The sequence below is a fragment of the Azotobacter chroococcum genome, assembly GCF_002220155.1.
GTDB lineage: Bacteria > Pseudomonadota > Gammaproteobacteria > Pseudomonadales > Pseudomonadaceae > Azotobacter > Azotobacter chroococcum.
On record NZ_CP011835.1, the window covers coordinates 1,991,763 to 2,013,680 of the forward strand.

General features: G+C 67.2%; 26 protein-coding genes and 1 tRNA gene. 14 read left to right on the plus strand and 13 right to left on the minus strand.

Annotated elements, in window-relative coordinates:
• Positions 1 to 141: 141 nt before the first annotated feature.
• Both zapE and ACG10_RS09245 read right to left on the minus strand, forming a co-directional pair.
• Positions 142 to 1,278, minus strand: a complete 1,137-nt coding sequence (zapE, locus tag ACG10_RS09240) for a cell division protein ZapE (RefSeq protein ID WP_089167984.1) — start codon at positions 1,276 to 1,278, stop codon at positions 142 to 144.
• A 149-nt stretch (positions 1,279 to 1,427) separates the two neighbouring features.
• Positions 1,428 to 1,838 (minus strand): hypothetical protein, encoded by a 411-nt coding sequence (locus ACG10_RS09245; protein ID WP_232487221.1) that lies wholly within the window; start codon positions 1,836 to 1,838, stop codon positions 1,428 to 1,430.
• Positions 1,839 to 2,207: 369 nt separating this feature from the next.
• On the opposite strand from ACG10_RS09245, the gene ACG10_RS09250 reads away from it, so the two are divergent.
• The 3 genes from ACG10_RS09250 (at position 2,208) to ACG10_RS09260 (ending at position 4,055) form a co-directional block, all read left to right on the plus strand.
• Entirely contained in the window at positions 2,208 to 3,095 is an 888-nt protein-coding gene (locus ACG10_RS09250) for an AEC family transporter (RefSeq protein WP_039804407.1), read from the plus strand.
• A gap of 557 nt (positions 3,096 to 3,652) precedes the next feature.
• A complete protein-coding gene (locus tag ACG10_RS09255; RefSeq protein ID WP_089167985.1) occupies positions 3,653 to 3,874 on the plus strand; it encodes a hypothetical protein in 222 nt (73 codons plus the stop codon).
• Between the two features lie 91 nt (positions 3,875 to 3,965).
• Positions 3,966 to 4,055, plus strand: a tRNA-Ser gene (locus ACG10_RS09260).
• A gap of 153 nt (positions 4,056 to 4,208) precedes the next feature.
• On the opposite strand, the gene ACG10_RS09265 is transcribed toward ACG10_RS09260, so the two are convergent.
• The 3 genes from ACG10_RS09265 to flgA form a co-directional block, all read right to left on the minus strand.
• The gene (locus tag ACG10_RS09265) at positions 4,209 to 4,658 is read right to left on the minus strand and encodes a flagella synthesis protein FlgN (protein WP_089167986.1); all 450 of its coding nucleotides are present in this window, start codon (positions 4,656 to 4,658) and stop codon (positions 4,209 to 4,211) included.
• Positions 4,659 to 4,682: 24 nt separating this feature from the next.
• On the minus strand, positions 4,683 to 4,967 hold the full coding sequence (flgM, locus tag ACG10_RS09270; protein ID WP_089167987.1) for a flagellar biosynthesis anti-sigma factor FlgM: 285 nt from the start codon (positions 4,965 to 4,967) through the stop codon (positions 4,683 to 4,685).
• Between the two features lie 99 nt (positions 4,968 to 5,066).
• The gene (gene flgA / locus ACG10_RS09275) at positions 5,067 to 5,771 is read right to left on the minus strand and encodes a flagellar basal body P-ring formation chaperone FlgA (RefSeq protein ID WP_089167988.1); all 705 of its coding nucleotides are present in this window, start codon (positions 5,769 to 5,771) and stop codon (positions 5,067 to 5,069) included.
• Positions 5,772 to 5,932: 161 nt separating this feature from the next.
• Between flgA and flgB the strand changes: the two genes are divergently transcribed.
• From flgB to flgL, 11 genes are all read left to right on the plus strand, one after another.
• Positions 5,933 to 6,343 carry a flagellar basal body rod protein FlgB gene (flgB, locus tag ACG10_RS09280; RefSeq protein ID WP_089169836.1) on the plus strand — a complete coding sequence of 137 codons (411 nt, stop codon included), beginning with the start codon at positions 5,933 to 5,935 and terminating at the stop codon, positions 6,341 to 6,343.
• Positions 6,344 to 6,360: 17 nt separating this feature from the next.
• Positions 6,361 to 6,768: a flagellar basal body rod protein FlgC gene (gene flgC, locus ACG10_RS09285; protein WP_089167989.1), complete on the plus strand. Its 408-nt coding sequence runs from the start codon at positions 6,361 to 6,363 to the stop codon at positions 6,766 to 6,768.
• Positions 6,769 to 6,776: 8 nt separating this feature from the next.
• Positions 6,777 to 7,445 carry a flagellar hook assembly protein FlgD gene (flgD, locus tag ACG10_RS09290; RefSeq protein ID WP_089167990.1) on the plus strand — a complete coding sequence of 223 codons (669 nt, stop codon included), beginning with the start codon at positions 6,777 to 6,779 and terminating at the stop codon, positions 7,443 to 7,445.
• Between the two features lie 72 nt (positions 7,446 to 7,517).
• Positions 7,518 to 8,666, plus strand: a complete 1,149-nt coding sequence (gene flgE, locus ACG10_RS09295) for a flagellar hook protein FlgE (protein WP_089167991.1) — start codon at positions 7,518 to 7,520, stop codon at positions 8,664 to 8,666.
• A 13-nt stretch (positions 8,667 to 8,679) separates the two neighbouring features.
• Positions 8,680 to 9,435, plus strand: a complete 756-nt coding sequence (locus ACG10_RS09300) for a flagellar basal body rod protein FlgF (RefSeq protein WP_089167992.1) — start codon at positions 8,680 to 8,682, stop codon at positions 9,433 to 9,435.
• A gap of 45 nt (positions 9,436 to 9,480) precedes the next feature.
• The gene (gene flgG, locus ACG10_RS09305) at positions 9,481 to 10,263 is read left to right on the plus strand and encodes a flagellar basal-body rod protein FlgG (RefSeq protein WP_089167993.1); all 783 of its coding nucleotides are present in this window, start codon (positions 9,481 to 9,483) and stop codon (positions 10,261 to 10,263) included.
• Positions 10,264 to 10,285: 22 nt separating this feature from the next.
• A complete protein-coding gene (locus tag ACG10_RS09310) occupies positions 10,286 to 10,966 on the plus strand; it encodes a flagellar basal body L-ring protein FlgH (protein ID WP_232487222.1) in 681 nt (226 codons plus the stop codon).
• 11 nt (positions 10,967 to 10,977) lie between these two features.
• Positions 10,978 to 12,132 carry a flagellar basal body P-ring protein FlgI gene (locus ACG10_RS09315; protein ID WP_408608438.1) on the plus strand — a complete coding sequence of 385 codons (1,155 nt, stop codon included), beginning with the start codon at positions 10,978 to 10,980 and terminating at the stop codon, positions 12,130 to 12,132.
• Positions 12,132 to 13,109, plus strand: a complete 978-nt coding sequence (flgJ, locus tag ACG10_RS09320; protein ID WP_089167996.1) for a flagellar assembly peptidoglycan hydrolase FlgJ — start codon at positions 12,132 to 12,134, stop codon at positions 13,107 to 13,109. Before ACG10_RS09315 ends, flgJ begins: the two co-directional genes overlap by 1 nt.
• A 105-nt stretch (positions 13,110 to 13,214) precedes the next feature.
• The gene (gene flgK, locus ACG10_RS09325) at positions 13,215 to 14,834 is read left to right on the plus strand and encodes a flagellar hook-associated protein FlgK (RefSeq protein ID WP_089167997.1); all 1,620 of its coding nucleotides are present in this window, start codon (positions 13,215 to 13,217) and stop codon (positions 14,832 to 14,834) included.
• Between the two features lie 19 nt (positions 14,835 to 14,853).
• Positions 14,854 to 16,059, plus strand: coding sequence for a flagellar hook-associated protein FlgL (flgL, locus tag ACG10_RS09330; RefSeq protein WP_089167998.1), 1,206 nt, complete (start codon positions 14,854 to 14,856; stop codon positions 16,057 to 16,059).
• Positions 16,060 to 16,098: 39 nt separating this feature from the next.
• Here the strand turns inward: flgL and fliR are convergent, their stop codons facing one another.
• The 8 genes from fliR to ACG10_RS09370 form a co-directional block, all read right to left on the minus strand.
• Positions 16,099 to 16,893, minus strand: coding sequence for a flagellar biosynthetic protein FliR (gene fliR / locus ACG10_RS09335; RefSeq protein ID WP_089167999.1), 795 nt, complete (start codon positions 16,891 to 16,893; stop codon positions 16,099 to 16,101).
• A 2-nt stretch (positions 16,894 to 16,895) separates the two neighbouring features.
• Complete coding sequence (gene fliQ / locus ACG10_RS09340) at positions 16,896 to 17,147, minus strand: flagellar biosynthesis protein FliQ (protein ID WP_456297923.1); 252 nt, start codon at positions 17,145 to 17,147, stop codon at positions 16,896 to 16,898.
• 35 nt (positions 17,148 to 17,182) lie between these two features.
• Positions 17,183 to 17,950, minus strand: coding sequence for a flagellar type III secretion system pore protein FliP (fliP, locus tag ACG10_RS09345; protein WP_089168001.1), 768 nt, complete (start codon positions 17,948 to 17,950; stop codon positions 17,183 to 17,185).
• Positions 17,947 to 18,375, minus strand: coding sequence for a flagellar biosynthetic protein FliO (fliO, locus tag ACG10_RS09350; protein WP_089168002.1), 429 nt, complete (start codon positions 18,373 to 18,375; stop codon positions 17,947 to 17,949). The genes fliP and fliO overlap by 4 nt, the downstream gene beginning before the upstream one ends.
• Positions 18,372 to 18,839, minus strand: a complete 468-nt coding sequence (gene fliN / locus ACG10_RS09355) for a flagellar motor switch protein FliN (protein WP_089168003.1) — start codon at positions 18,837 to 18,839, stop codon at positions 18,372 to 18,374. The genes fliO and fliN overlap by 4 nt, the downstream gene beginning before the upstream one ends.
• Positions 18,832 to 19,884 (minus strand): flagellar motor switch protein FliM, encoded by a 1,053-nt coding sequence (fliM, locus tag ACG10_RS09360; protein ID WP_089168004.1) that lies wholly within the window; start codon positions 19,882 to 19,884, stop codon positions 18,832 to 18,834. Before fliM ends, fliN begins: the two co-directional genes overlap by 8 nt.
• A gap of 6 nt (positions 19,885 to 19,890) precedes the next feature.
• A complete protein-coding gene (fliL, locus tag ACG10_RS09365) occupies positions 19,891 to 20,373 on the minus strand; it encodes a flagellar basal body-associated protein FliL (RefSeq protein ID WP_089168005.1) in 483 nt (160 codons plus the stop codon).
• A gap of 165 nt (positions 20,374 to 20,538) precedes the next feature.
• Complete coding sequence (locus tag ACG10_RS09370; protein ID WP_089168006.1) at positions 20,539 to 21,918, minus strand: flagellar hook-length control protein FliK; 1,380 nt, start codon at positions 21,916 to 21,918, stop codon at positions 20,539 to 20,541.

Here is a 21,918-nt window from a genome sequence, read left to right on the forward strand (position 1 = left end):
AGGCTGGAGGGCTCTATCGAACAGGCGGTGGTTGGACAGCTGAGCCGACCGGAAGCGCCCGTGCATTTGGCTCGACTATGCCGTGATTCATGGTCTGCCGGTAGCGGTGTGCCCTGTTCGCAGGGCGGAGGAGGGGGCGAGCTAGGCGCTGCCGAAGCGCTGCAGCTGCATCTCCTGCAGGCGGCTCAGGGTGCGGCGGAACGGGAAGGACAGGTAGCCCTCGGTGTAGAGCGCTTCCAGGGCCACCTCGGCCTCCAGATAGAGCGGTACCCGGCGATCGTAGCATTCGTCCACCAGGGCGATGAAGCGCCGCACGCCATCGTCGTGGGCGGACAGTGCAGGCAGCTGGCGGTCGCCGGCCACCACCCGCTCGACGCCATCCTCGGTACCGCGGGCGATGCGGGCCTCGCGCTGGCGGCCGCTCAGGTTGGGTACCTGGCTCAGCAGGATGGCCGGGAAGCGGTCGCACAGGGCAATGAAGTCGAAGGCGGAGAAGGGCTGCTCGCAGAGCTCGGCATAGGTGCACCAGAGCGCCGCCGCGCCGTGGCGCACCACGGACAGGCGGCGGTGCTCCAGCTGGACGGAAGTGCTGGTCGTCGGCATGCCCCGGGTCAGTTGCGCAAAGACCTCGCCCAGAGCGCTCGCCTGGCCTGGATTGGCAACCCAGTAGCGTTGCTGGCGCGTGCCGCAATGCAGACGGTGATCCTGACCACCATCCACCGGGGCGACCTGCATGTGCCGCTCGATGGCGGCGATGGCCGCCAGGAAGCGCTGGCGATTGAAGCCGTCGGCATACAGCTGCGATGGCGGCTGGTTGGAGGTGGCGACCACCACCACGCCCTGCTCGAACACCGCCTGCAGCAGCGGACCCAGCAGCATGGCATCGCCGATGTCGCTGACGAACAGCTCGTCGAAACACAGCACCCGCAGTTCCTTGGCCAACTCGCCGGCCAGCAGGCGCAGAGGGTCGGCCGAGCCGGTCAGCTGGAACAGCCTGCGGTGCACCCAGCGCATGAAGTGGTGGAAATGCTGGCGCCGGGCGGGCACGCGCAGGCTGCGATGGAAGCTGTCCATCAGCCAGGTCTTGCCGCGCCCGACCGGTCCCCAGAGGTAGACGCCGGCCACCGGCAGGTGGCGACCTGTCTGGTGCAGGGCCTGGTGACAATCCTCCAGCAGCAGGGCCGCCTGCTGCTGAGCCTCGTCAGGCTGAAAGCCATCGCGCTCGACGGCCTGACGGTAGGCAGTGAGGGGGGACGGAGCGGGGGGCTGGGTATCGATGGCAGGGACTCCAGCGGATCAAGGCGTAGCGAAAACCAGTGCGCTGGCTTGGTCTTCGGCAAGTAAACAGAGGGCTCGGAGGCATCCTTGCTCGAGTGGGGCGTTCCTGCCGGTGGCCCAACGAAGATCTACAGATTGCCGGGCGGGCCTTATGCTGCCACTGGGTCCATGGCGAGGGGCCGGCCGGCGCGTTCGAGGAAGTCGAGGGAGGCCCGCTTGGCCTTCTCCACCGCCTGGCGGTGCCGCTCCCCGGCATTCAGGCTCTGCCGCAAGGTGCGGCTGAACTCGGACTGCAGGTCGGCCAGCAGCCGGCGCTGTTCGCCGGTCAGGATGGCGGGCCGGCCGCTGGCAAAGCCCATCACCGAATCGATCGCCCTGGCGACATCGAGATGAAAGCTCCGCTCCGGGGCTCCGCAGATGCAGCTTTCGGCGCGCTGGGCAAGCAGCCCTACCTTCTCGCGAAGTTCCCGGTACAGCGGAATGTATTGCAGATCGGCGACGGCGGTACGCTCCATCGCGCCCCGCTTGTTCAGCAGTTCTGCCGCAAGATACGAGTCCATGCGGGACTCCTCTCTGGCCGAAACAACTCCCCAATCGTTCATGCTGCAGCCTCCTCTTCAAGGGCTGGCCGCCTGCCGGGCCGGGTCCTGAACCGGCGGGCGGGGTTCGCCCGGATCGCTGATGCTCCGGCGGATCGGCGCCGGAGCCGCTCTTCTCGAACCTTCGCTGGACTGCTGCGGCCGTTCGCCGCAGCGCCCATGGCCAATGGATAACCGATTGTTAGGGAGATAATCAACTGTCACATTGCAGATAGCCACCCGCTAAAGGTTGTAGAGCCGCTCGTTTGCAGGGCGGCTGGCCGGGTTGGTCAAAGTCCTGGCGGAGCGGCTAGGATGTGCGCCTCCCCTCGATCTGTAAGGAAAAGGCCCATGCTGGCTGAGTTGTTCGCCGTGATGGCGCCCATTTTCATCGTGGCCGGAGTCGGTTATGGCTGGGTGCGCTTCGGCCATGTCTATCCCACCGACTTCGTCACCCGGCTGATCCTCAACATCGGCACGCCTTGCCTGGTGCTGTCCACCTTGAGCAATTCGGAGATCGATCCGCAGGCCTTCGGCCAGATGGCTGCCGCCTGCGTGGCGGTGACCTTCTGCATGGGGCTGGTCGGCCTGCTGCTCAGCCGGCTGCTGCACTATGACTGGAAGGTGCTGGTGCCCGCCTACCTGTTCCCCAACTCGGGCAACATGGGATTGCCGATCAGCCTCTATGCCTTCGGCGAGGAGGGGCTGGCGCTGGCGGTGGCTTTTTTCCTGGTGCTTTCGGTGGGGCACTTCACCCTGGGCATGGTGCTTTCCGGTGCCGAGCAGTCCTTCAGGAAACTGTTGGTCAACCCGATCATCATCAGTCTCGGATTGGCTCTGCCGATCCTGCTGCTGGACCTCGAGCTGCCGCGCTGGCTGGACAATACCGTGGGACTGCTCGGCGGCATGACCATTCCGCTGATGCTGGTCACCCTCGGCGTGTCACTGGCGAGCATCCGTACCCCCCTGCTTGGCCAGGGCATGCTGCTCGGTGCGCTTCGGCTGCTCTGCGGGGCCGGCGTGGCCTGGGGTGTCGGCCTGATGCTGGGGTTGTCGCCCTTGGCTCAGGGGGTGCTGGTCATGCAGTCGGCCATGCCGGTGGCGGTATTCAACTACCTGTTCGCCGTGCGTGCCGGGCGCTCTCCGGAAAAAGTGGCGAGCCTGGTGCTGTGCTCGACCTTTCTGGCGTTCGGTTTCCTTCCGCTGCTGCTGGCATGGTGGCTGTCGGTCGTGCATTGACGTCCATGGGGCTGGCGCAACGACGTCGACCTTCTATCCCATCAGATGCTCCAGGTTGGGCAGGATCAGGAGCACCATGATGGCGAAAACGATGAGGCCGAATTGCCTGATTTTCTGAGGATGTTTGAACATGCTCTGCCTTTCTTATTGTTGATATGACATGAGGGGTCATTTTTACAAGGCATGTCTTGCGCCATGAGCCGCCCACGCGCTTCGGGGGGAACCGACTCACAGGAGAACTTTAAGGGATTCCCTCCGGGGACTTAGAAAATTTTTCGTGCGCTTTTCTTTTTTTATATCATTTGGCTGTAGTGGCCGGACCTCTACGCGACTGCACCCGTTGTATCGGAACATTTTCCGGGAATTCCCGGTCATTGCCGTCTGTCCGAATACCTGTGAAGTGGGCGGGACCGGAGAGGGCAAGGTGATTCATTGCCCAAAATAATTCGCTCCCAGCCCATGAATGTGCGGTGCATTGAGTTTTTGGCAGAAGCGATTGGCTGTGCTGTCGCCCGCGCAGTACGGTGAAGCATTCTTGGGAGAAAGGAGGCATGCCGATGACTCGGCGCAAACTTTCCAGTGCGTCTACCGGGGCCGGCTTGGCCGGGCTGGCGCTTGTGGCCTTGATAGGCTTGGCGCTGGCCCCGCTGAGCCATCATCCTTGGGGCGTGGTGCAGTTGTTCTTCAGCAGCCTCTTCGTTTCCCTGGCCCTGGCCTGGCCCGTGATGGCGCCATTTCGTCACGGCGGACGCGGATTGCGGATAGGCCTGTCTGGCTAAACGCATGAATTTTTTGAAAAAAGCTTTGCTTTCTGGTCGTCGTTCGGATAAATTGCGCGCCGTCGACGGGCAAGAAGGTCCGTAGATATCCGGTGGGGTGTCCGAGCGGTTGAAGGAGCACGCCTGGAAAGTGTGTATACGGGAAACCGTATCGTGGGTTCGAATCCCACCTCCACCGCCATATTGAACGAAAAAGCCCCGAGAATTCGGGGCTTTTTCGTTTCCCGTCTGAAAATTCCAGTCTGTTCGCGAGAGTCGTTCTCCTGTCCTCTCGCTCCGTTCGTTCTGTCGTGGTGTGCTGCCCGTGGGGCCGCGAGCCAGCCTGGCCTGTCTTTCAGGTGGACAGGCCGGAGAGGCTGCCGCTGCGTCGGGAGCGTCCATCCGGGCCGTAAAGGGAGTGTCCGGCCGCTTCGTGGAGAAAGTTCAGGATGCGCTGGTTGTGTCCCAGGCGGGTGCGAATGGCATCGCCGTTGAGGCGGTTCTGCAGTTGGGCATGGCTGGCCAGTTCGAGCAACCGTTGCCAGGCGGGAAGGCAGCCGGCATCCCTGGCGGCCTGCTCGGCTCCGCGACGCCCGGCTCCGTAGCCAAGCTTGATCTGGGCGTTGCTGCGCTGGCTTTCCAGATGTTCGAGTTCGCCAAGCAGCGCCTGCTTGGCGGCGGCCAGATCGCTCAGGTGCTGGCCGTCGACATTTGCTTCGGTCAGCGCTCGCCGTTCCTCCTCGATCAGCTCGACGAAGCGCTGCAGGGTTTGTTGCTGGGTGGCGAGATGCTTGCTCAGGCTCATGGAAATCCTTCCGTCCGAAAAGGCTCAGACTCCGTCGTCGAGCAGTTCGCGGACGCTTTCGAGCAGTCCTTCGGCGATGCGTTCGGGGCGAATCTGCAGGCGGCCTTCGCCGATCGCCTGGCGAATTTCCATGACGCGAGCCATGTCGATGTCCTGGCTGGCATCCGTCTCCGCGGACTGGCCGAGATGGGCGATGGCGGCGGGCGATTCCGTTTGCGGCGGGGCTTCGCCGCGTCGGACGCGGAGGCCGGCTTCTCTGTTGTCGGTCGGTCGTGCGGCGCCTGGCGGAGTGGAGTTGTCGATTTTCACGGTGGATTTCTCTCGCGGTGTTCCCAAGGCAAAGTATCGGCCCTGGGCCGGCAAACTTGAACAGTCGACGCGCCAAAATGCGAAGGCCGCAAGCGAGGCTCAGTGGCCGGCCTGCAGCCGATTGCGGCCGATGACCCTGCCGCGCAGTATTTCCCCTTCTTCGGTGCGCACCCGCACCAGGGCGTCCAGGCTGCCGCTGTCGAGTGCAGTGGCTTTGCGGCTGACGATGAAGCCGGGTCCCCGGGCCTCGAGGACAACCTGGGCGTTGCGCTCGATCAGCCCGGGAGCGCGCAGGGCGCTGTGCTGGAAGGTGCTGCCCTCGGCGATGGCTCGAACGGCCTGCATGCCGAGGATCTCGTCAGTGGAAATGGCTGCGTTGCGCGGCAGGCGCTCCAGTTGGCCCTGGCGCACCGCAAGCATGCCGGGCTCGATGATTTCGCCGGGCTCGATGGTGCGCCGGGCAACCGCATATTCCCCCCGGATGCCGACGGAGGCCTGCAGATAGCGGGCTGGCTGGCTGTTTCCGGCGCAGTGGATGCCTATTGCGACTCGTCCCGGCAGGCGCTGGTTGGGTTGCGGCAGAAACGGCTGCGGGTCGTCGCAGTCCGGAAGGCTGGCGGCCGGGCGCTCCAGCTCGATTCGCAGTTCCTGTCGCTCGCTGATCGGCAGGCGCTGCATGATCAGTTCCCTGATTCTGGTTTCCAGCGGGTCCGGTGCGGCCTCGGCTGGCTGGCCTGCCTGCCAGGCCAGCAGGCATGGCAGAACTCCCTTCAGAAGGAGGCGGAGCAGAGGGAGGCTCGACATGCGGTCGTTCCGTCGGCGGTGAGGCGGAAATTCTAGGAAGAATGCCGCCAGGACAAGGGCGGAATTGGTTGATAAATGCGGGCCTGTTTCTGCCTTTGCCCTGGAGGGCGTGCCGCTATTCTGCCATCAACCAAATGATCCCGATGGAGGGAATCGCGGGCATGCTCGACAAACTCGATGCCTCGCTGCGCTTTCAGCAGGAAGCCCTGAATCTGCGCACCCAGCGTCAACAGGTGTTGGCCGCCAACATCGCCAACGCCGATACGCCGGAGTTCCGGGCAAGGGACTTCGACTTTTCCCGCGAGCTGGCCAGGGCCGTCGAGGGCGGGAGGGGTACTTCCTCCATGCGCCTGGCGACCACCTCGACGCGCCATTTGCAGGGCGCATCGACGGCGCTCGCCGTGCGCGAGCTGCTCTACCGGGTTCCGGACCAGCCCAGCCTGGACGGCAATACCGTGGACATGGACCGCGAGCGGGCCCAGTTCGTCGACAACACGGTGCGTTACCAGGCCAGTCTGACCTTTTTGAACAGTCGCCTTCAGGGGCTCAAGACTGCCATGCAGTCGGAGTGAGCGGGGAGTAGGACAGCATGTCGATGTTCAGCATCTTCGATATCGCCGGCTCGGCGCTGACCGCGCAGTCGCAGCGGATGAACGTGACCGCCAGCAACCTGGCCAACGTGGACAGCGTGGGGGGCGAGGACGGCCAGGCCTATCGCGCCAGGCAGGTGGTCTTCGAAACCCGGGTCCGGGGGCGTTCGGATATCGGCGGCGTGCGTGTGACCCAAGTCGTGGAGGATCCTTCGCCGTTGCGGCGGGAGTATCGCCCCGAACACCCGCTGGCTGATGGAGAGGGTTACGTGAGCCTGCCGAACGTCGAGCCGGTGCACGAAATGGTCAACATGATCGCCGCTTCGCGTTCCTATCAGGCCAGCGTCGAGGTGATGAACACCAGCAAGCAGCTGCTGCTGAAAACCCTGACGCTTGGCGAGGGCTGAATTCTTCCATGAGCACCATCGACACTTCGGTCGTCAACGCCCTCAACGGCAATGTCGGCACGACGCAGAGCAAGAACACCGCCGAAGAGCTGCGGGAAAACTTCATGACCCTGCTGGTGACGCAATTGCAGAACCAGGACCCGCTCAAGCCCATGGAGAACGCCGAGCTGACCTCGCAGCTGGCGCAGATCAACACCCTGAACGGCATCGAGGAACTGAACACGACGCTGGAAAGCATCACCGGGCAGATCGACGAGAGCCAGGCCCTGCAGGCCGCTGCACTGGTCGGGCATGGCGTGCTGGTGCCGGGCAACCAGGTGCTGGTCGGCAACCAGGTGGCGACGGCGTTCGGCATCGAGCTGGAGCAGCCGGCCGATCAGGTCAGTGTGACCATCACCAACAGCAGTGGCCAGGTGGTGCGCCAGTTCGATCTGGGCGGACTGGATGCCGGCGTGCAGTCCTTCGCCTGGGACGCCACGCTGGACGACGGCAGCGCGGCCCCGGACGGCTCCTACACAGTGAGCATCGAGGCCAGCGCCGATGGCAAGGCCCTCTCGCCCACTACCCTGAACTACGCCGAAGTCTCGGGTGTCACCCGCAGCAGCGAGGGGCTGCGGCTGGACCTGGGCGCAGTGCAGGGAAGCGTCGCGCTCGCCGATATCCGCCAGATTCTCTAAAAGCATTTTTCGCCGATCCAGGACACCCGCTCTGCCGGGTAGCCGGCCGTCACAACCTTCACGGAGCAGAACATGGGTTTTTCGCAGGCACTGAGTGGTCTCAACGCCGCCTCCACCAACCTCAACGTAGTGAGCAACAACATCGCCAACTCGCAGACCGTTGGCTTCAAGAGTTCCACCACCCAGTTCGCCGACGTCTATGCCGGCGCCAAGGTCGGTCTGGGAACCCGGGTCTCTGATGTCGTGCAGAACTTCAACTCCGGCAACCTGGAAACCACCGACCGCGGTCTCGACCTGGCCATCAGCGGTTCGGGATTCTTTCGTCTGGAGCAGGGCGGCCAGGTGGTCTACTCGCGCAACGGCCAACTGACCCTGACCTCCGACGGCTATCTGGAGAATGCCCAGGGCGCGCGTCTGATGGGCGCCGACGGCGTCATCCAGATCCCCTCCGATGGCTTGCAGGCCAGCCCCACGGACGAGGTCGCGGCGACCCTGAACCTGGATGCCGGCGCCGAGGCGGTGACGGCGACCTTCGATGCGACCGACCCGGCCACCTATTCCTATGCCAACACCGCCACGGTCTACGACTCGCTGGGCAATGCCCATGAGTTGTCCCTGTACTTCACCAAGACCGGCACCAATACCTGGGAAGTGCATGCCGCCCTTGACGGAGATGTATCGGCAGACTCGCAGAGCGTCAGTTTCACTTCCAGCGGCGTGCTCGATGCCTATGCGCCAGGCAATTTCGGCTTCACCCTGACCAACGGCGCCGCCGACATCGGCTTCGAGCTGGATCTGGCCGGCACCACCCAGTTCGGCAACGACTTCGAGGTGTCCAGCCTGACCCAGAACGGCTATACCGCCGGCAGTCTGGTGGGCTTCACCGTGGACGAGAACGGCAACATCGTCGGCAACTATTCGAACGAGCAGACCCAGGTTCTCGGCCAGATCCAGCTGGCCAGCTTCCGCAACCCGGAGGGCCTGCAACCGGTGGGCGACAACGTCTGGATCGAGACGGCGGCCTCCGGGCAGGCCCTGGTGGGAGTGGCCGGCGCCGGTCAGCTCGGGACGCTCGAAAGCGGCGTGGTGGAAACCTCCAACGTCGACCTGACCAAGGAGCTGGTCAACCTGATCATCGCCCAGCGCAACTTCCAGGCCAACGCCCAGTCGGTCAAGACGCAGAGCGACGTGCTCGAGCAGGCGGTCAACCTCGGCCGCTGACGGAGCCTGATCCATGGATCGCATGCTATTCACCGCCATGAGCGGCGCCAAGCAGAGCCTCGACCAGCAGGCGGTGGTCACGCACAACCTGGCCAACGCGGTGACGCCGGGCTTTCGCGCCCAGCTCATGGAGCTGCAGGCCGTGACGGTCGACGGCGAGGGGCTGCCGACCCGCACCTCGGTGCGGATCGCCACTTCCGGCGCCGACTTCACCCAGGGACCGGTCACCCGCACCGGCCGCGGCCTGGATGTGGCGCTCGACGGCGATGCCTGGCTGGCGGTGCAGGCTTCCGACGGCAACGAAGCCTATACCCGGCGTGGCGATATCCAGATCGACGGCAACGGCATGATGACGGTGGCCGGCCATCCGGTGATCGGCGACGGCGGCCCCCTGATGGTGCCGCTGGGCAGCGAGGTGACGATCGGCGCCGACGGCACCGTCAGCGTGGTGGAGGAGGGGCAGGATCCCGACACCAGCGCCGCCGTGGGCCGTCTGAAGCTGGTGTCGGCCGGCGATGCCGGGCTCGAGCGCGGCGAGGACGGCCTGTTCCGGGCGCCGCCGGACGGCACCGGTGTCTCCCAGCCAGTGGCGGCCGACGATGCCGCGCGGCTGGTCAGCGGAGCCCTGGAGGGCAGCAACGTCAGCGCCACCGAAGCCATGGTGGCGATGATCGACAACGCGCGGCGCTACGAGATGCAGATGAAGGCCATCGACAGCGCTGACGACAACGCCCAGCGCGCCAATGCCCTGCTGTCCCTGCAGGGCTGACAGGCACGGCCGTTGCGACGGCCGTGAACGGAGGAAGATTCACCGATGATCAGATCGTTGTGGACGGCCAAGACCGGCCTCGAGTCCCAGCAGGTGCAGATGGACGTGATCGCCAACAACCTGGCGAACGTCGCGACCAACGGCTTCAAGCGCACGCGGGCGGTATTCGAGGACCTGCTGTACCAGAACCTGCGCCAGCCGGGCGCCGACAACACCACCCAGACCAAGCTGCCGTCCGGCCTGCAGATCGGCACCGGCGTGCGCCCGGTCGCCACCGAGCGCCTGCACAGCCAGGGCAACCTGCAGGGGACCGAGAACTCCAACGACCTAGCGATCAACGGCAAGGGCTTCTTCCAGGTCGAGATGCCCGACGGCACCACCGCCTACACCCGCGACGGCAGCTTTCAGCTCGACGAGAACGGCCAGATGGTCACCTCCAGCGGCTACCTGCTGATGGGCGGCGTCACCATTCCCGAGAACGCCCTGTCGGTGACCGTCAGCCAGGACGGCATCGTCTCGGTGACCCAGCCGGGCAACGCCCAGCCCAACCAGGTCGGCCAGCTCAACCTGGCGCTGTTCATCAATCCGGCCGGCCTGCAGAGCATCGGCGAGAACCTCTATCTGGAAACGGCCAGCTCGGGCGCGCCCAACGAGAACATCCCGGGCAGCAACGGCGCCGGCCGCCTCTACCAGGGCTACGTGGAAACCTCCAACGTCAACGTCGTGGAGGAGATGGTCAGCATGATCCAGACCCAGCGCGCCTACGAGATCAACAGCAAGGCCGTGGAAACCTCGGACGAGATGCTCGCGCGTCTGACCCAGCTGTAAGCGCATGGCGAGGAATAATCGAGTGCCGAGCTCCTGGGGATTCCGCCTGCGTCACGGGCTGCTGCTGGCCGTACTGCTGTCCGCGGCGGGCTGCGCGCAGCTGCCGCGGACCTCGGTGGTCAGGGACGAGCCGCTGGAGGTGCCGCAGGTGGCGCCCCGGCAGGCCAACGGCTCCATCTTCCAGGGCGGGCAGATCTACCAGCCGTTGTTCGAGGACCGCCGGCCGCGGATGATCGGCGACATCCTGACCATCGTGCTCAACGAACAGGTCAGCGCCAGCAAGAACTCGGCCTCCAACGCCAGCCGCTCCGCGGACATGGCGGTGGGCTTCTCGACGACCTCGGACAAGCCGGAGAAGGTGGGCGAGTTCGGCGCCGACGCCACGGGCGATAACGACTTCTCCGGCAGCGGCGGATCGCGGGCCAACAACTCCTTCACCGGCACCATCACCGTGACGGTGCAGCAGGTGATGCCCAACGGCAACCTGCGCGTGGTCGGCGAAAAGCAGATCGCCATCAACCAGGGGACCGAGTACATCCGCTTCTCCGGTCTGGTCAACCCGCGCACCATCAGCGTGCAGAACACGGTGTCCTCGACCCTGGTGTCCATGGCCCGCATCGAGTACGTCGGCGACGGCTACATCAACGAGGCCCAGCACATGGGCTGGCTGCAGCGCTTCTTCCTCAACGTGTCCCCCTTCTGATGCCTCCTGCCATGGCCGATTCCGTTTCCCGAACCCGACCCGCGTCCTTCGCCCCGGCGGCATGCCGGGCGCTGCGCCTGTTGCTCTGTCTCGCCGGCCTGCTGCTTCCGGCCGTGGCGCCGGCCGAGCAGGTGCGCGACATCGCCGACTTCGCCGGGGTGCGCAACAACGTGCTGGTCGGCTACGGCCTGGTGGTCGGCCTGGACGGCACCGGCGACCAGACCACCCAAACGCCCTTCACCGAACAGGGGCTGACCAACATGCTGTCGCAGCTCGGCATCACCGTGCCGGCCGGCAGCAACATGCAGATGCGCAACGTCGCGGCGGTGATGGTGACCGCCAACCTGCCGCCGTTCGCCCGTCCCGGGCAGCAGGTCGACGTCGTCGTGTCCTCCATCGGCAACGCCCGCAGCTTGCGCGGCGGCACCCTGCTGATGACGCCGCTCAAGGGCATGGACGGCGAAACCTACGGCCTGGCCCAGGGCAACCTGCTGGTGGGCGGGGTCGGCGCCCAGGCCAACGGCAGCAGCGTGCAGATCAACCAGCAGGCCGGAGGGCGGATCGCCCGCGGCGCGCTGGTGGAGCGCGAGGTGCCGCTCGAGCTCGGCGGGCCGAGGGGCGAGCTCGATCTCTATCTGCGCAATCCCGATTTCGCCACCGCCCGGCGGCTGGTGCTCGCCATCAACAACGAGTTCGGCCGTACCGTGGCCGCCGCCCAGGATGGCGGCCTGATCCGTCTGCAGGGCCCCTCGTCGCCGAACGAGCGGGTCAACTTCATGGCGCGGGTGGAGGGCGTCCAGGTCACGCCGATGTCGGAGCGGCCCAAGGTGATCGTCAACTCGCGCACCGGCGCCGTGGTCCTCAACGGTGCGGTCAAGCTGCACCGGGCCGCGGTGGCGCACGGCAATCTGTCGATCGTCATCGACACCGACAACCGGGTGTCCCAGCCGGAGCCCTTCAGCGAGGGGAGGACAGTGGTGGCGCCGAACAGCGATATCTCCATCGAGCAGCAGGGTGGCGCCCTGCACCTGGTCGAGGGCAGCGCCGATCTGATGGACGTGGTCAAGGCGCTCAACGCCCTGGGCGCCACGCCCCAGGACCTGATGTCGATCCTCGAGGCGCTGAAGGCCGCCGGCTCCCTGCGCGCCGAGCTGGAGATCATCTGATGGCCGCGGCTCCGCTCGGCGAGCGTTTCGCCCTCGACCTGCAGGGGCTGCAGCGTCTCAAGCACACGGCCCGCGAGGATGCGCCGGCCGCGCTGCGCGAGGCGAGCAAGCAGTTCGAGGCGCTGTTCCTGCAGGCGATGCTGAAAAGCATGCGCGAGGCCAGCCCGAAGTCGGGCCTGTTCGACAGCTCGCAGACGCGCCTGTACACCGAGCTGCTCGACCAGCAGTGGGCGCAGCATCTGGCCGGACAGGGCCTGGGGCTGGCCGAGCAGCTGGCCGGCCAGCTGCGCGGCGCCGCCCCGGCAACGGACCCTGCGCAAAGCGCCGGGGAGGAGAATCTGCTGGCCGGGATTCCGCGCGCCACGCCACGGCCCCTGTACGGCAGCGTGGCGCTTCCGTCCGCTGCGCCGGGCGCAGCCGAACGGACGACGGAGGCGCCGGCCTCGCTGGGCAGCGTGGTGGAGCGCCCGGCCCATGTCACGGACTTCCTCGACCGCCTGCAGGCGCCGGCACGCCGGGCCAGCCGCGCCAGTGGCGTACCTGCCGAACTGATCCTCGCCCAGGCGGCCCTGGAAACCGGCTGGGGGCGGCGGCAGATCGCCACGGCCGGTGGCGGCGACAGCCACAACCTGTTCGGCATCAAGGCCGGCAGCCAGTGGCGCGGGGCGACGGCCGACGTGCTGACCACCGAATACGTCGACGGCCAGGCGCAGAGGCGGGTGGAGCGCTTCCGCGCCTATCCGTCACTGGAGGCCGGCCTGGCCGACTACGCCCGGCTGATCGGCGGCAATCCGCGCTATGCCGGCGTGGTCGCCGCGCCGGACGCCGCCCAGGCCGCACGGGCGCTGCAGCAGGCCGGCTATGCCACCGACCCGGCCTATGCCGACAAGCTGATCGCGGTGATGGCCAGCCTCGGCCCGCTCGGCCAGACGCAGGCAGTCGCCCGTCTGGATGCGGCGGTGGACACGCGGGAATGAGCGCGGTTGGCTCCGGGAGCCGCCCGTGCATGGGCGGATACAACCGCCTCAAGTCTTGGCCGGCGCTGCCGATAACCTGAGGCAAGCTGCGAAAGGGAAGGTTTGATGAGTATTTTCTCCATTGGCGTCAGCGGTCTGAATGCCGCCCAGGTGGCCTTGAGCACCACCTCCAACAACATCACCAACGTCTACACGGACGGCTACAACCGCCAGACCACCCTGCTCGGCGAGAGTGGCGTGGGCAACGGCGTGCAGGTCGAAGGCGTGCAGCGCCAGTTCAACCAGTTCGTTGCCACCCAGCTCAACCAGGCCACCAGCAACTCCAGCGCGCTGGACACCTACGAAACCCAGATCGCCCAGATCGACAACCTGCTGGCGGACAGCGAAGCGGGGCTGGCTCCTCTGCTGCAGAGCTTCTTTTCCTCCCTGCAGGATCTCGCCTCGGCGCCTTCCGACCCGGCCGCCCGCCAGGGGCTGATCGGCACCGCCGATACCCTGAGCGCGCAGTTCCGTGCCTTCGACGGCTACCTCGAAGACATGCAGCAGGGCGTCAACGGGCAGATCGGGGACGTGGTCTTCCAGATCAACAACACCGCCGAGCAGATCGCCATGCTCAACCGCGAGATCAGCCTGGCCAAGGCCAAGACCGGCGAGGCGCCCAACAGCCTGCTGGACCAGCGCGACCAGCTGGTGGCCGAGCTGAGCACGATGGTCGACGTGGAGCTGACCATCCAGGACGGCGGCACCTACAACATCAGCATCGGCAACGGCCAGTCCCTGGTTTCCGGCACCCGGAGCTTCGCCCTCGAGGCCGTGGCATCTTCCGCCGATCCGTCGCGGACCGTGGTCGGCTATCGCGACGGCGCCGGCAACCTGCGCGAGTTCAGCGAGTCCACCTTCACCGGCGGCGAACTGGGCGGCCTGATGACCTTCCGCAGCGAAACCCTGGACAAGACCCAGAACCAGCTCGGCCAGCTCGCCGTGTCCCTGGCGCAGGGCTTCAACGCCCAGCACGCCGAGGGCGTCGATCTCAATGGCGATGCCGGCCAGGACTTCTTCTCGATCGGCGCGCCGACCGTCTACAGCAACGCCAACAACGACAGCGCCGCCTACCTGGAGGCGAGCTTCTCCGACGACCTGAGCGGGCTGACCGCCAGCGACTACGACGTGAAGTTCTCGGCGACCGACGGCTACAGCGTGACCCGCCGCGACACCGGCGAAACCACTACCTTCGCGGCCGACGCCACGACCCTCGAGTTCGGCGGCATGCTCGTGACGGTCAACGGCACCCCGGCCGACGGCGACCGCTTCCTCGTCCAGCCGACCCGCCACGCCGCCGGCCAGCTGGAGAACCTGATCCAGGACACCGCGCTGATCGCCGCCGGCCAGGCCGAGGGCGGCACCGGCAGCGGCGACAACCGCAACGCCCTGGCGCTGCAGGCCCTGCAGGACGAGGCGCTGGTCGGCGGCGTGGCCAGCCTGAGCCAGGCCTATGCCTCGATGGTCGGCGATGTCGGCAACCGTACCAACGTCGTCCAGGTCAACCGCCAGGCCCAGGCCGGCCTGACCCAGCAGCTGCGCGCGCTGCAGCTGTCGGAGTCCGGCGTCAACCTGGACGAGGAGGCGGCCAACCTGATCCGCTTCCAGCAGTACTACCAGGCCAGCGCCAAGGTCATCGAGGTCGGCGCGACCGTGCTCGACACCCTGCTCGGCCTCGACGCCTGATCCCGGAGGACAAGCAAGCATGCGCATCAGCACCGTCACCATGTTCGAGCAGGGCCTGAGCTCGCTGGTCCGCCAGCAGGGCGAGTACCTCAAGGTCGGCCAGCAGATCGCCAGCGGCAAGCGGGTGGTCAATCCTTCCGACGATCCCCAGGCCGCCTCGCAGGCGGTCGGCGTCGCCCAGTCGGCGGCGGTCAACCAGCAGTATGCGGATGCGCGGATCAGCACCCGCAATGCCCTCTCTCAGGAGGAGAGCGTGCTGGACAGCGTCGCCGACGCCATCGCCAGCGCCAAGACCCTGCTGGTCCAGGCCGGCAACGGCACGCTCAGCGACGCCGACCGTTCCTCCCTGGCCAGCGAGCTCAACGGCATCTACGAGGCCCTGCTCGGCCAGGCCAATGCCACCGACGGCAACGGGCGCTACCTGTTCGGCGGCTACCAGGACAAGAGCCCGCCGTTCGTCAAGGATGCGCTCACCGGCGCCGTCAGCTATCAGGGCGACGCGGGCGTGGTGGCCCAGCAGGTGGACGCCTCGCGGCAGATGTCGAGCAGCGACAACGGCAGGCAGATCTTCCAGTCCGTGCATGGTTCCGCGAGCTATCTGGCCCAGGCCGGTGCCGCCAATTCGGGCAGCGTCACCTTCACCGGACCCAGCGTGACGGACAGCGGCGATGCCGGCTTCGGCACGAGCTTCACGCTGGTCTTCACGGTCGCGGCCGACGGTACGACCACCTACAGCACCGACGGCGGTACGACCCAAGTTCCCTACGCGTCGGGGCAGAGCATCGCCGTCAACGGTCTGTCCCTGACCCTGGAGGGCACTCCGGCCGACGGCGACTCCATCGCCGTGAGTACCGCCGACGAGGCCGATCCCGACCTGTTCCGCACCCTCAGGAACATGCTCGATGCGCTGGACACGCCGGTGCAGAACGACGCCGACCGGGCCCGTCTGCAGAACACCCTGTCCACCTCCAGCCGCGAGCTGGACAACGCGCTGGACAATGTGCTGACCACCCGCGCCTCGGTGGGTGCCCGCCTCAACGAGCTGGACGTGCTCGACACGGTGGGTGGCAACCGCGCGCTGAACTACGAGCAGACCCTTTCCGATCTGGTCGACCTCGACTACAACGCGGCGATCTCCGAATACAGCCTGCGCCAGGTCGGGCTGCAGGCGGCGCAGAAGGCCTTCGTCGACATCCACCAGCTGTCGCTGTTCAAGCTGCTCTGACGCGGCGGCGCGGGAAGCGGGGCGCCTTCGCGCCGCGCTTCAGCCTGCCGGCAGCGCCAGACCGGCGATCAGGTGCGCCAGGAATTCCAGGCCGCTGCGGAACAGCCCGCCGAGAAAGCCCCCCAGATCGCCCATCAGCACGGTCAGCAGCGCCAGGCCGACGCTCAGCGACAGCGGAAAGCCCACCGAGAACACCGTCAGCTGCGGCGCCGAGCGATTGAGGATGCCCATCGCCAGGTTGATGATCAGCAGCGCGGCCACCAGCGGCATGGCCAGCAGCAGGCCCGAGGCGAAGACCGTGCTGCCGTAGCGGGCGAGCATCTCCCAGGCCGACGGATCGAGGCGCAGCAGGCCGACCGGCAGGCTGGCGAAGGTGCCGGCGAGCAGTTCGAGTTCCAGCAGGTGGCCGTCGAAGGCCAGGAACATCAGCAGCGCGATCATGTACAGCAGGCGCGAGAGGACCATGCTGTTGGTGCCGGTGTCCGGCGAGAAGAAGGTGGCGAAGCCCAGGCCCATCTGCAGGCCGATGATGTCGCCGGCCGTCTGCGTCGCGGCGAGGGTGACGCGCATGACCATGCCGATGGCCAGGCCGATCAGCATCTGTTCGACCATGATGCCGAGGCCTGGCCAGGAGAACGGCGGTACCGCCGGCAGCGGCGGCAGGTTCGGGCCCAGCAGCACGCTCAACAGGACCGCCAGGGCGATCTTCACGCGCGCGGGGACGCTGGTGTGGCCGAGCAGCGGGGCGGCCAGCAGGAAGGCGCCGATCCGGCAGAACGGCCAGAAGAAGCTGACCAGCCACAGCTGCAGTTGCGCGTAGTCGACCTCGACCACGGTCAGCCGAGCATGCCGGGAAGGTTGGTGAACAGTTCCCGGGTGAAGTCGACGATCAGCTGGATCATCAGCGGGCCGGCCAGCACCAGCACGGCGAACACCGCGAGGATCTTCGGAATGAACGACAGGGTCATCTCGTTGATCTGGGTGGCCGCCTGGAACAGGCTGACCAGCAGGCCGACCAGCAGTGCGGTGAGCAGCAGCGGTGCGGCGAGGAACAGGGTGACACGCATGCCCTGGAGGGCCAGGTCCATGACCATTTCCGGCGTCATCGCGGATTACCTCTCGGTTACAGGTAGAAGCTCTGCGCCAGCGAGCCGACCAGCAGCTGCCAGCCGTCGACCAGCACGAAGAGCATCAGCTTGAAGGGCAGGGAAATGGTCGCCGGCGGGACCATCATCATGCCCAGCGCCATCAGCACGCTGGCCACCACCAGGTCGATGATCAGGAAGGGGATGAAGATGGTGAAGCCGATCTGGAAGGCGGTCTTCAGTTCGCTGGTGACGAAGGCCGGCATCAGCACGCGCAGCGGCACCTGCTCGGGACCCTCCAGCTCGCCGAGCCTGGCCAGGCGGGCGAACAGCGCCAGGTCGCCGTCGCGGGTCTGCGCCAGCATGAACTCGCGGAATGGCTGGCTGCCGCTCTCGAGAAACTGGTCGAAGTCGATCTCGTCGCGGGAGAAGGGCACCCAGGCGCTCTGGTAGGTGCGGTCGAACACCGGCGCCATGACGAAGAAGGTGAGGAACAGCGCCAGGCCGAGCAGGACCTGGTTGGGCGGCGCGGCCGGGGTGCCGATGGCGGTGCGCAGCAGGCCGAGGACGATGATGATCCGGGTGAAGCCGGTCATCATCAGCAGCAGGGCCGGCAGGAAGGCCATCGAGCTGAGCAGCAGCAGGGTCTGCAGGCTCAGCGACCACTGCTGGCCGCCGCCGGCCAGCGGCTGGCTGGTGAGGGCGGGCAGGGCGGCTTCGACAGTGGCCGGCAGACAGAGTGCGAGGCACAGGCCGAAGGCGCCGGCGGCCGAGCGCAGGCCGCGGCGCAGGACGGTCGGATTCATGGTCGCTCCGGATTCCCGGTCTTGTGGCCGGGCAGCTGCTGCTTGAGTTGGCCGGACAGGGCGCCGGCGAAGCGTTCGGCAAAGCCGCCGGCCGGCCGGGCGTCGCCTGCTTCGGCCGGCGGCGCCGGCAGTTCGTGGAGCTTGCTGATCTGCTGGCCGGTCACGCCGAGCACCAGCCAGGTGCCCTGCACCTCGACGATCACCACGCGCTCGCGGGGGCCGAGCAGGCTGCTGCCGATTACCCGCAGGTGCTGGCCGGGCCACTGGCGGCCAGAGCCGAGGCGGCGCAGCAGCCAGCTGCAGAGGACGATCAGGCCGATCACCAGGGCCAGGGCCAGGGCGGTCTTGCCTAGGGCGGCGAGGCCCAGCAGGCTGTCGGCGCCGGCGTTCTCCAGGCCGGCGGCGGTCGTCGCGACGGCACTCATCGGTTGAGCTTCTGCACCCGTTCGGAGGGCGTGATGATTTCGGTGATGCGGATGCCGTACTTGTCGTCGACCACCACCACCTCGCCCTGGGCGATCAGGTAGCCGTTGATGAGGATGTCCATCGGCTCGCCGGCCAGGCCCTCCAGCTCGACCACCGAGCCCTGGGCCAGCTCCAGCAGCTGCTTGATGGTGATCCGCGTGCGGCCGAGCTCGACGCTGAGCTTGACCGGAATGTCCATGATCATGTCCAGGTCGCGCATGCCCTCCGCCGCGGCGCTCTTGCCGAGCGGCTTGAACACGCTCTTGCCGACGTTCTGCACGGCCGGTGCCGGGACCGTGGCAGCCTGTTCGGCGAAGGCGGCCGCCCAGGGATCGTCCTCGACCGGCGCGACGGCCTGTTCGGCCATGGCGCTGGCCCAGTCGTCCTCCAGGGTGTTCAGGTCGGTTTTGTTCGAATCAGTCATTGTGGAGTTCCTTGGCGGCGGGCAGGCTGCCCTTGACGAACCGGTCGGTCGTCGCGCCGGAGTTGGCGGATGAGTGGTCGATCAGTTCCCTTACCTGCAGGGCGCGCTGGCCGTTCTGGCTGCCGTACTCGCAGCGCATCACCGGCACGCCGTCGACCCGGGCGACGACCGTCTCCGGCAGCTCGATGGGCAGCACGTCGCCGACCTTGAGCGCCATGACCTGGCCGATGCACAGGTCGATGCCGGCGAAATCGGCGATCAGCTCGATCTGCGACTGTTTGATCTCGCTGGCCATGCGCTGGCCCCAGTGACGCTCCTCTTCCGGATGGCTGTCGTTGAGGGGGCCGTTGAGCAGGCTGCGCAGCGGCTCGATCATCAGGTAGGGCATGACGATGTTGAAGTCGCTGGCCAGGTTGCCCACTTCCAGATGGAAGGTACTGTTGATGACGATCTCGTTGGGCGAGCTGGTGATGTTGGCGAACTTGGCCTGCATCTCCGAGCGCAGGTAGTCGATCTCCAGCGGATACACCGACTTCCAGGCGCTCTGGTAGGCCTCCAGGGCAAGTCCCAGCAGGCGGCGGATGATGCGCTGCTCGGTGTGGGTGAACTCGCGCCCCTCGGACTTGGTGAGGAAGCGGCCGTCGCCGCCGAACAGGTTGTCCACCACCATGAACACCAGGTTCGGCGGAAAGACCACCAGGGCCGTGCCGCGCAGCGGCTTCATGGCCAGCAGGTTGATGTTGGTCGGCACCGGCACGTTGCGCGCGAAGTCGCTGTAGCTCTGATAGCGCACGCTGTCGACGGTGATGTCGGCGCTGCGGCGGATCAGGTTGAACAGGCTCATGCGGAAATAGCGGGCGAAGCGCTCGTTGATGATGTCCAGCGCGTGCAGGCGCTCGCGGATCACCCGGTGCTGGGTGGCCGGATTGTAGGGGCGGATGCGCTGCTTGTCGGCGGGTTCGCTGGGCGAGGTGTCCTCCTCGCCGCTGACCCCCTTGAGCAGCGCATCGATCTCTTCCTGCGAGAGCAGATCGTCTTGGGCCATGGGCGGCTACTGCACGATGAAGTCGGTGTAGAGGACGTCGGTCACCCGCAGGGTCGGCTGCGGCGTGGCCATCGGCTGCTGGAGCATTTCGAGGATCTTCGCCGAGAGCTGGTCCTTGCCGCCGGGGGTCATCAGCTCGGCGGCGGTCTGCGCGGCGAACAGCTTGAGCAGGCGGCTGCGCAGCTGCGGCATGTACTGCTTGAGGAATTCCTCGCTGGCCTTGTCCGTCACCTGCAGGGACAGGCCGACGTAGAGCAGGCGCTCCTCGCGCTGCTCGCCGCGCAGGTTGACGGTGAAGGGCGCGACCGGCACGAAGATCGGCGCCGTCACGGGCTCGGCGGCGGCCTCGGTGCTGGCGGCGCCATGCGCCCCCTTGTCCATGAGGAAATACACGCCCGCGGCGCTGCCGCCGGCGGCGACCAGCACCAGAAGGATCACCAGCAGCCAGCCGGTCTTGCCGTTGCCGCGTGCGGGAGGGGTTTTGCTCATTGCGTGTGCCCTTGGGGGAGGTCAACTCATTCGAGGGGAAAAAGTATGCCGACAGGCGCACAGCCCCGATGGGGCAATAAGACCCTGCTATCACGCGTATCTTGTTGTTTTGCCGAGGAGCGGTGCCGGTCGGCGGCTACGGCGTGGAGCGGCCGGCCGCGCTGCTCAGGCATACAGGTCGACTCCGTCGAGGCGCAGCCGAGCCGGTGCGACGGCTTCGGCCCGTCCGGGCGCGGACTCCTCGCCGGCGCCGCCCGCCAATGCCCGGTTGCGCTCCGGCGTTCCCGGGCGTTCGTCCCGGGGCTGCTGCTGGCGCTCGCCCACCGAGGTTTCGCCGAGGGCGATGCCCTGTTCGGCAAGGGCCTCGCGCAGCTGCGGGATGGCCTGCTCGACCGCCGCGCGGACCTGCGGGTGGGCGGAGAGGAACTGCGCCTGGGCACCCGACTCGCCCAGCTTGAGGCTGATCGACAGGGGGCCGAGCTCGGCCGGATGCAGATGCAGTTCGATCTCCTGCTCGCCGCGTTGCTGCAGGCCGAGCAGGTGCTGGCCGAGGCCGCGCTGCCAGTCGGGGCTGGCCAGCGGTGCCGTCAGGCTGGCGCTGGCAGGGTTGCCCGCCGTCGCCGGGCCGCTGGCAGACGGGCTGCTGCCGGCGAGCGGGTAGGCGGTGCCGCTGCCGGAGGTGCTTTCCAGGCCGGGCGGGAGGCTTTCGCCCGCCCGGGCGTTTTCGGCGAGCGATGCTGCATGGCTCGTCCGGGCGCCTTCCGTGAGCGGTTCCACACGGCTTGCTTGGACGCCTTCCATGAGCGCTTCCGGGCGGCTCGCTTGGGCGCCATCCGGGATGGCTTCCGTATGGACCGCCCGGGCGCCTTCTGCGAGTGCAGGTGCTTGGCCTGCCTGGCCGCTGCCGGCGAGTCCCGCCTGTCCGGCAGCGACTGGCGGAGTGGGCGGCGCCGGCCGGCTTTGCTCGACGCTGGCGGAAGTCGTCTGGAGTAAGGGCTGCGTGGCATTTGCCGGTCTGGGCGTGGCTGCCGTGACGGCCGAGAAGCTCGCGACGGCCGGCAGCGGGGAGGGGGCTGCCTGTGCCGGCAGGCTCGCCAGGGCTGCTTCGGCAGGGCCGGAGAAGGGCAGTTGCCCGGCGCTCTCGATCGCCTGCAGGCGCGCGCGGATGCGCTGCAGCTCGTCGGGGATGCCGGTTTCCGGAAGCTCGGCGGCGGCGCCGGCTGCCGGCGCTGCCGGCTGGGGCGGGGCCTGCAGGAGCATGGCCGCCAGATCGGCTGGCGCCTGCTCCGGGCGTTCGTCCGCAGACGACGCGGCGTCTTTCCGGGTGGCCGTCCCGCTCGCCGGAGGCGTCACGGACAGGCCCGGCAGGCCGGGCGTGACGGGCGCCTGTGCGGCAACGGCCGCGTCGGCCGTCTGGCGGCTGGCCGCCTGCTCGAGGCTGCGGGCGAAGCCGCCGCCGGTGCTGGCGGCTGCAGGCGAGGGGCCTGGCGCCGCGGGTGCTGCAGCGCCGGACAGGGGGCTGGCCGGCAGGGCGATGATATCCAT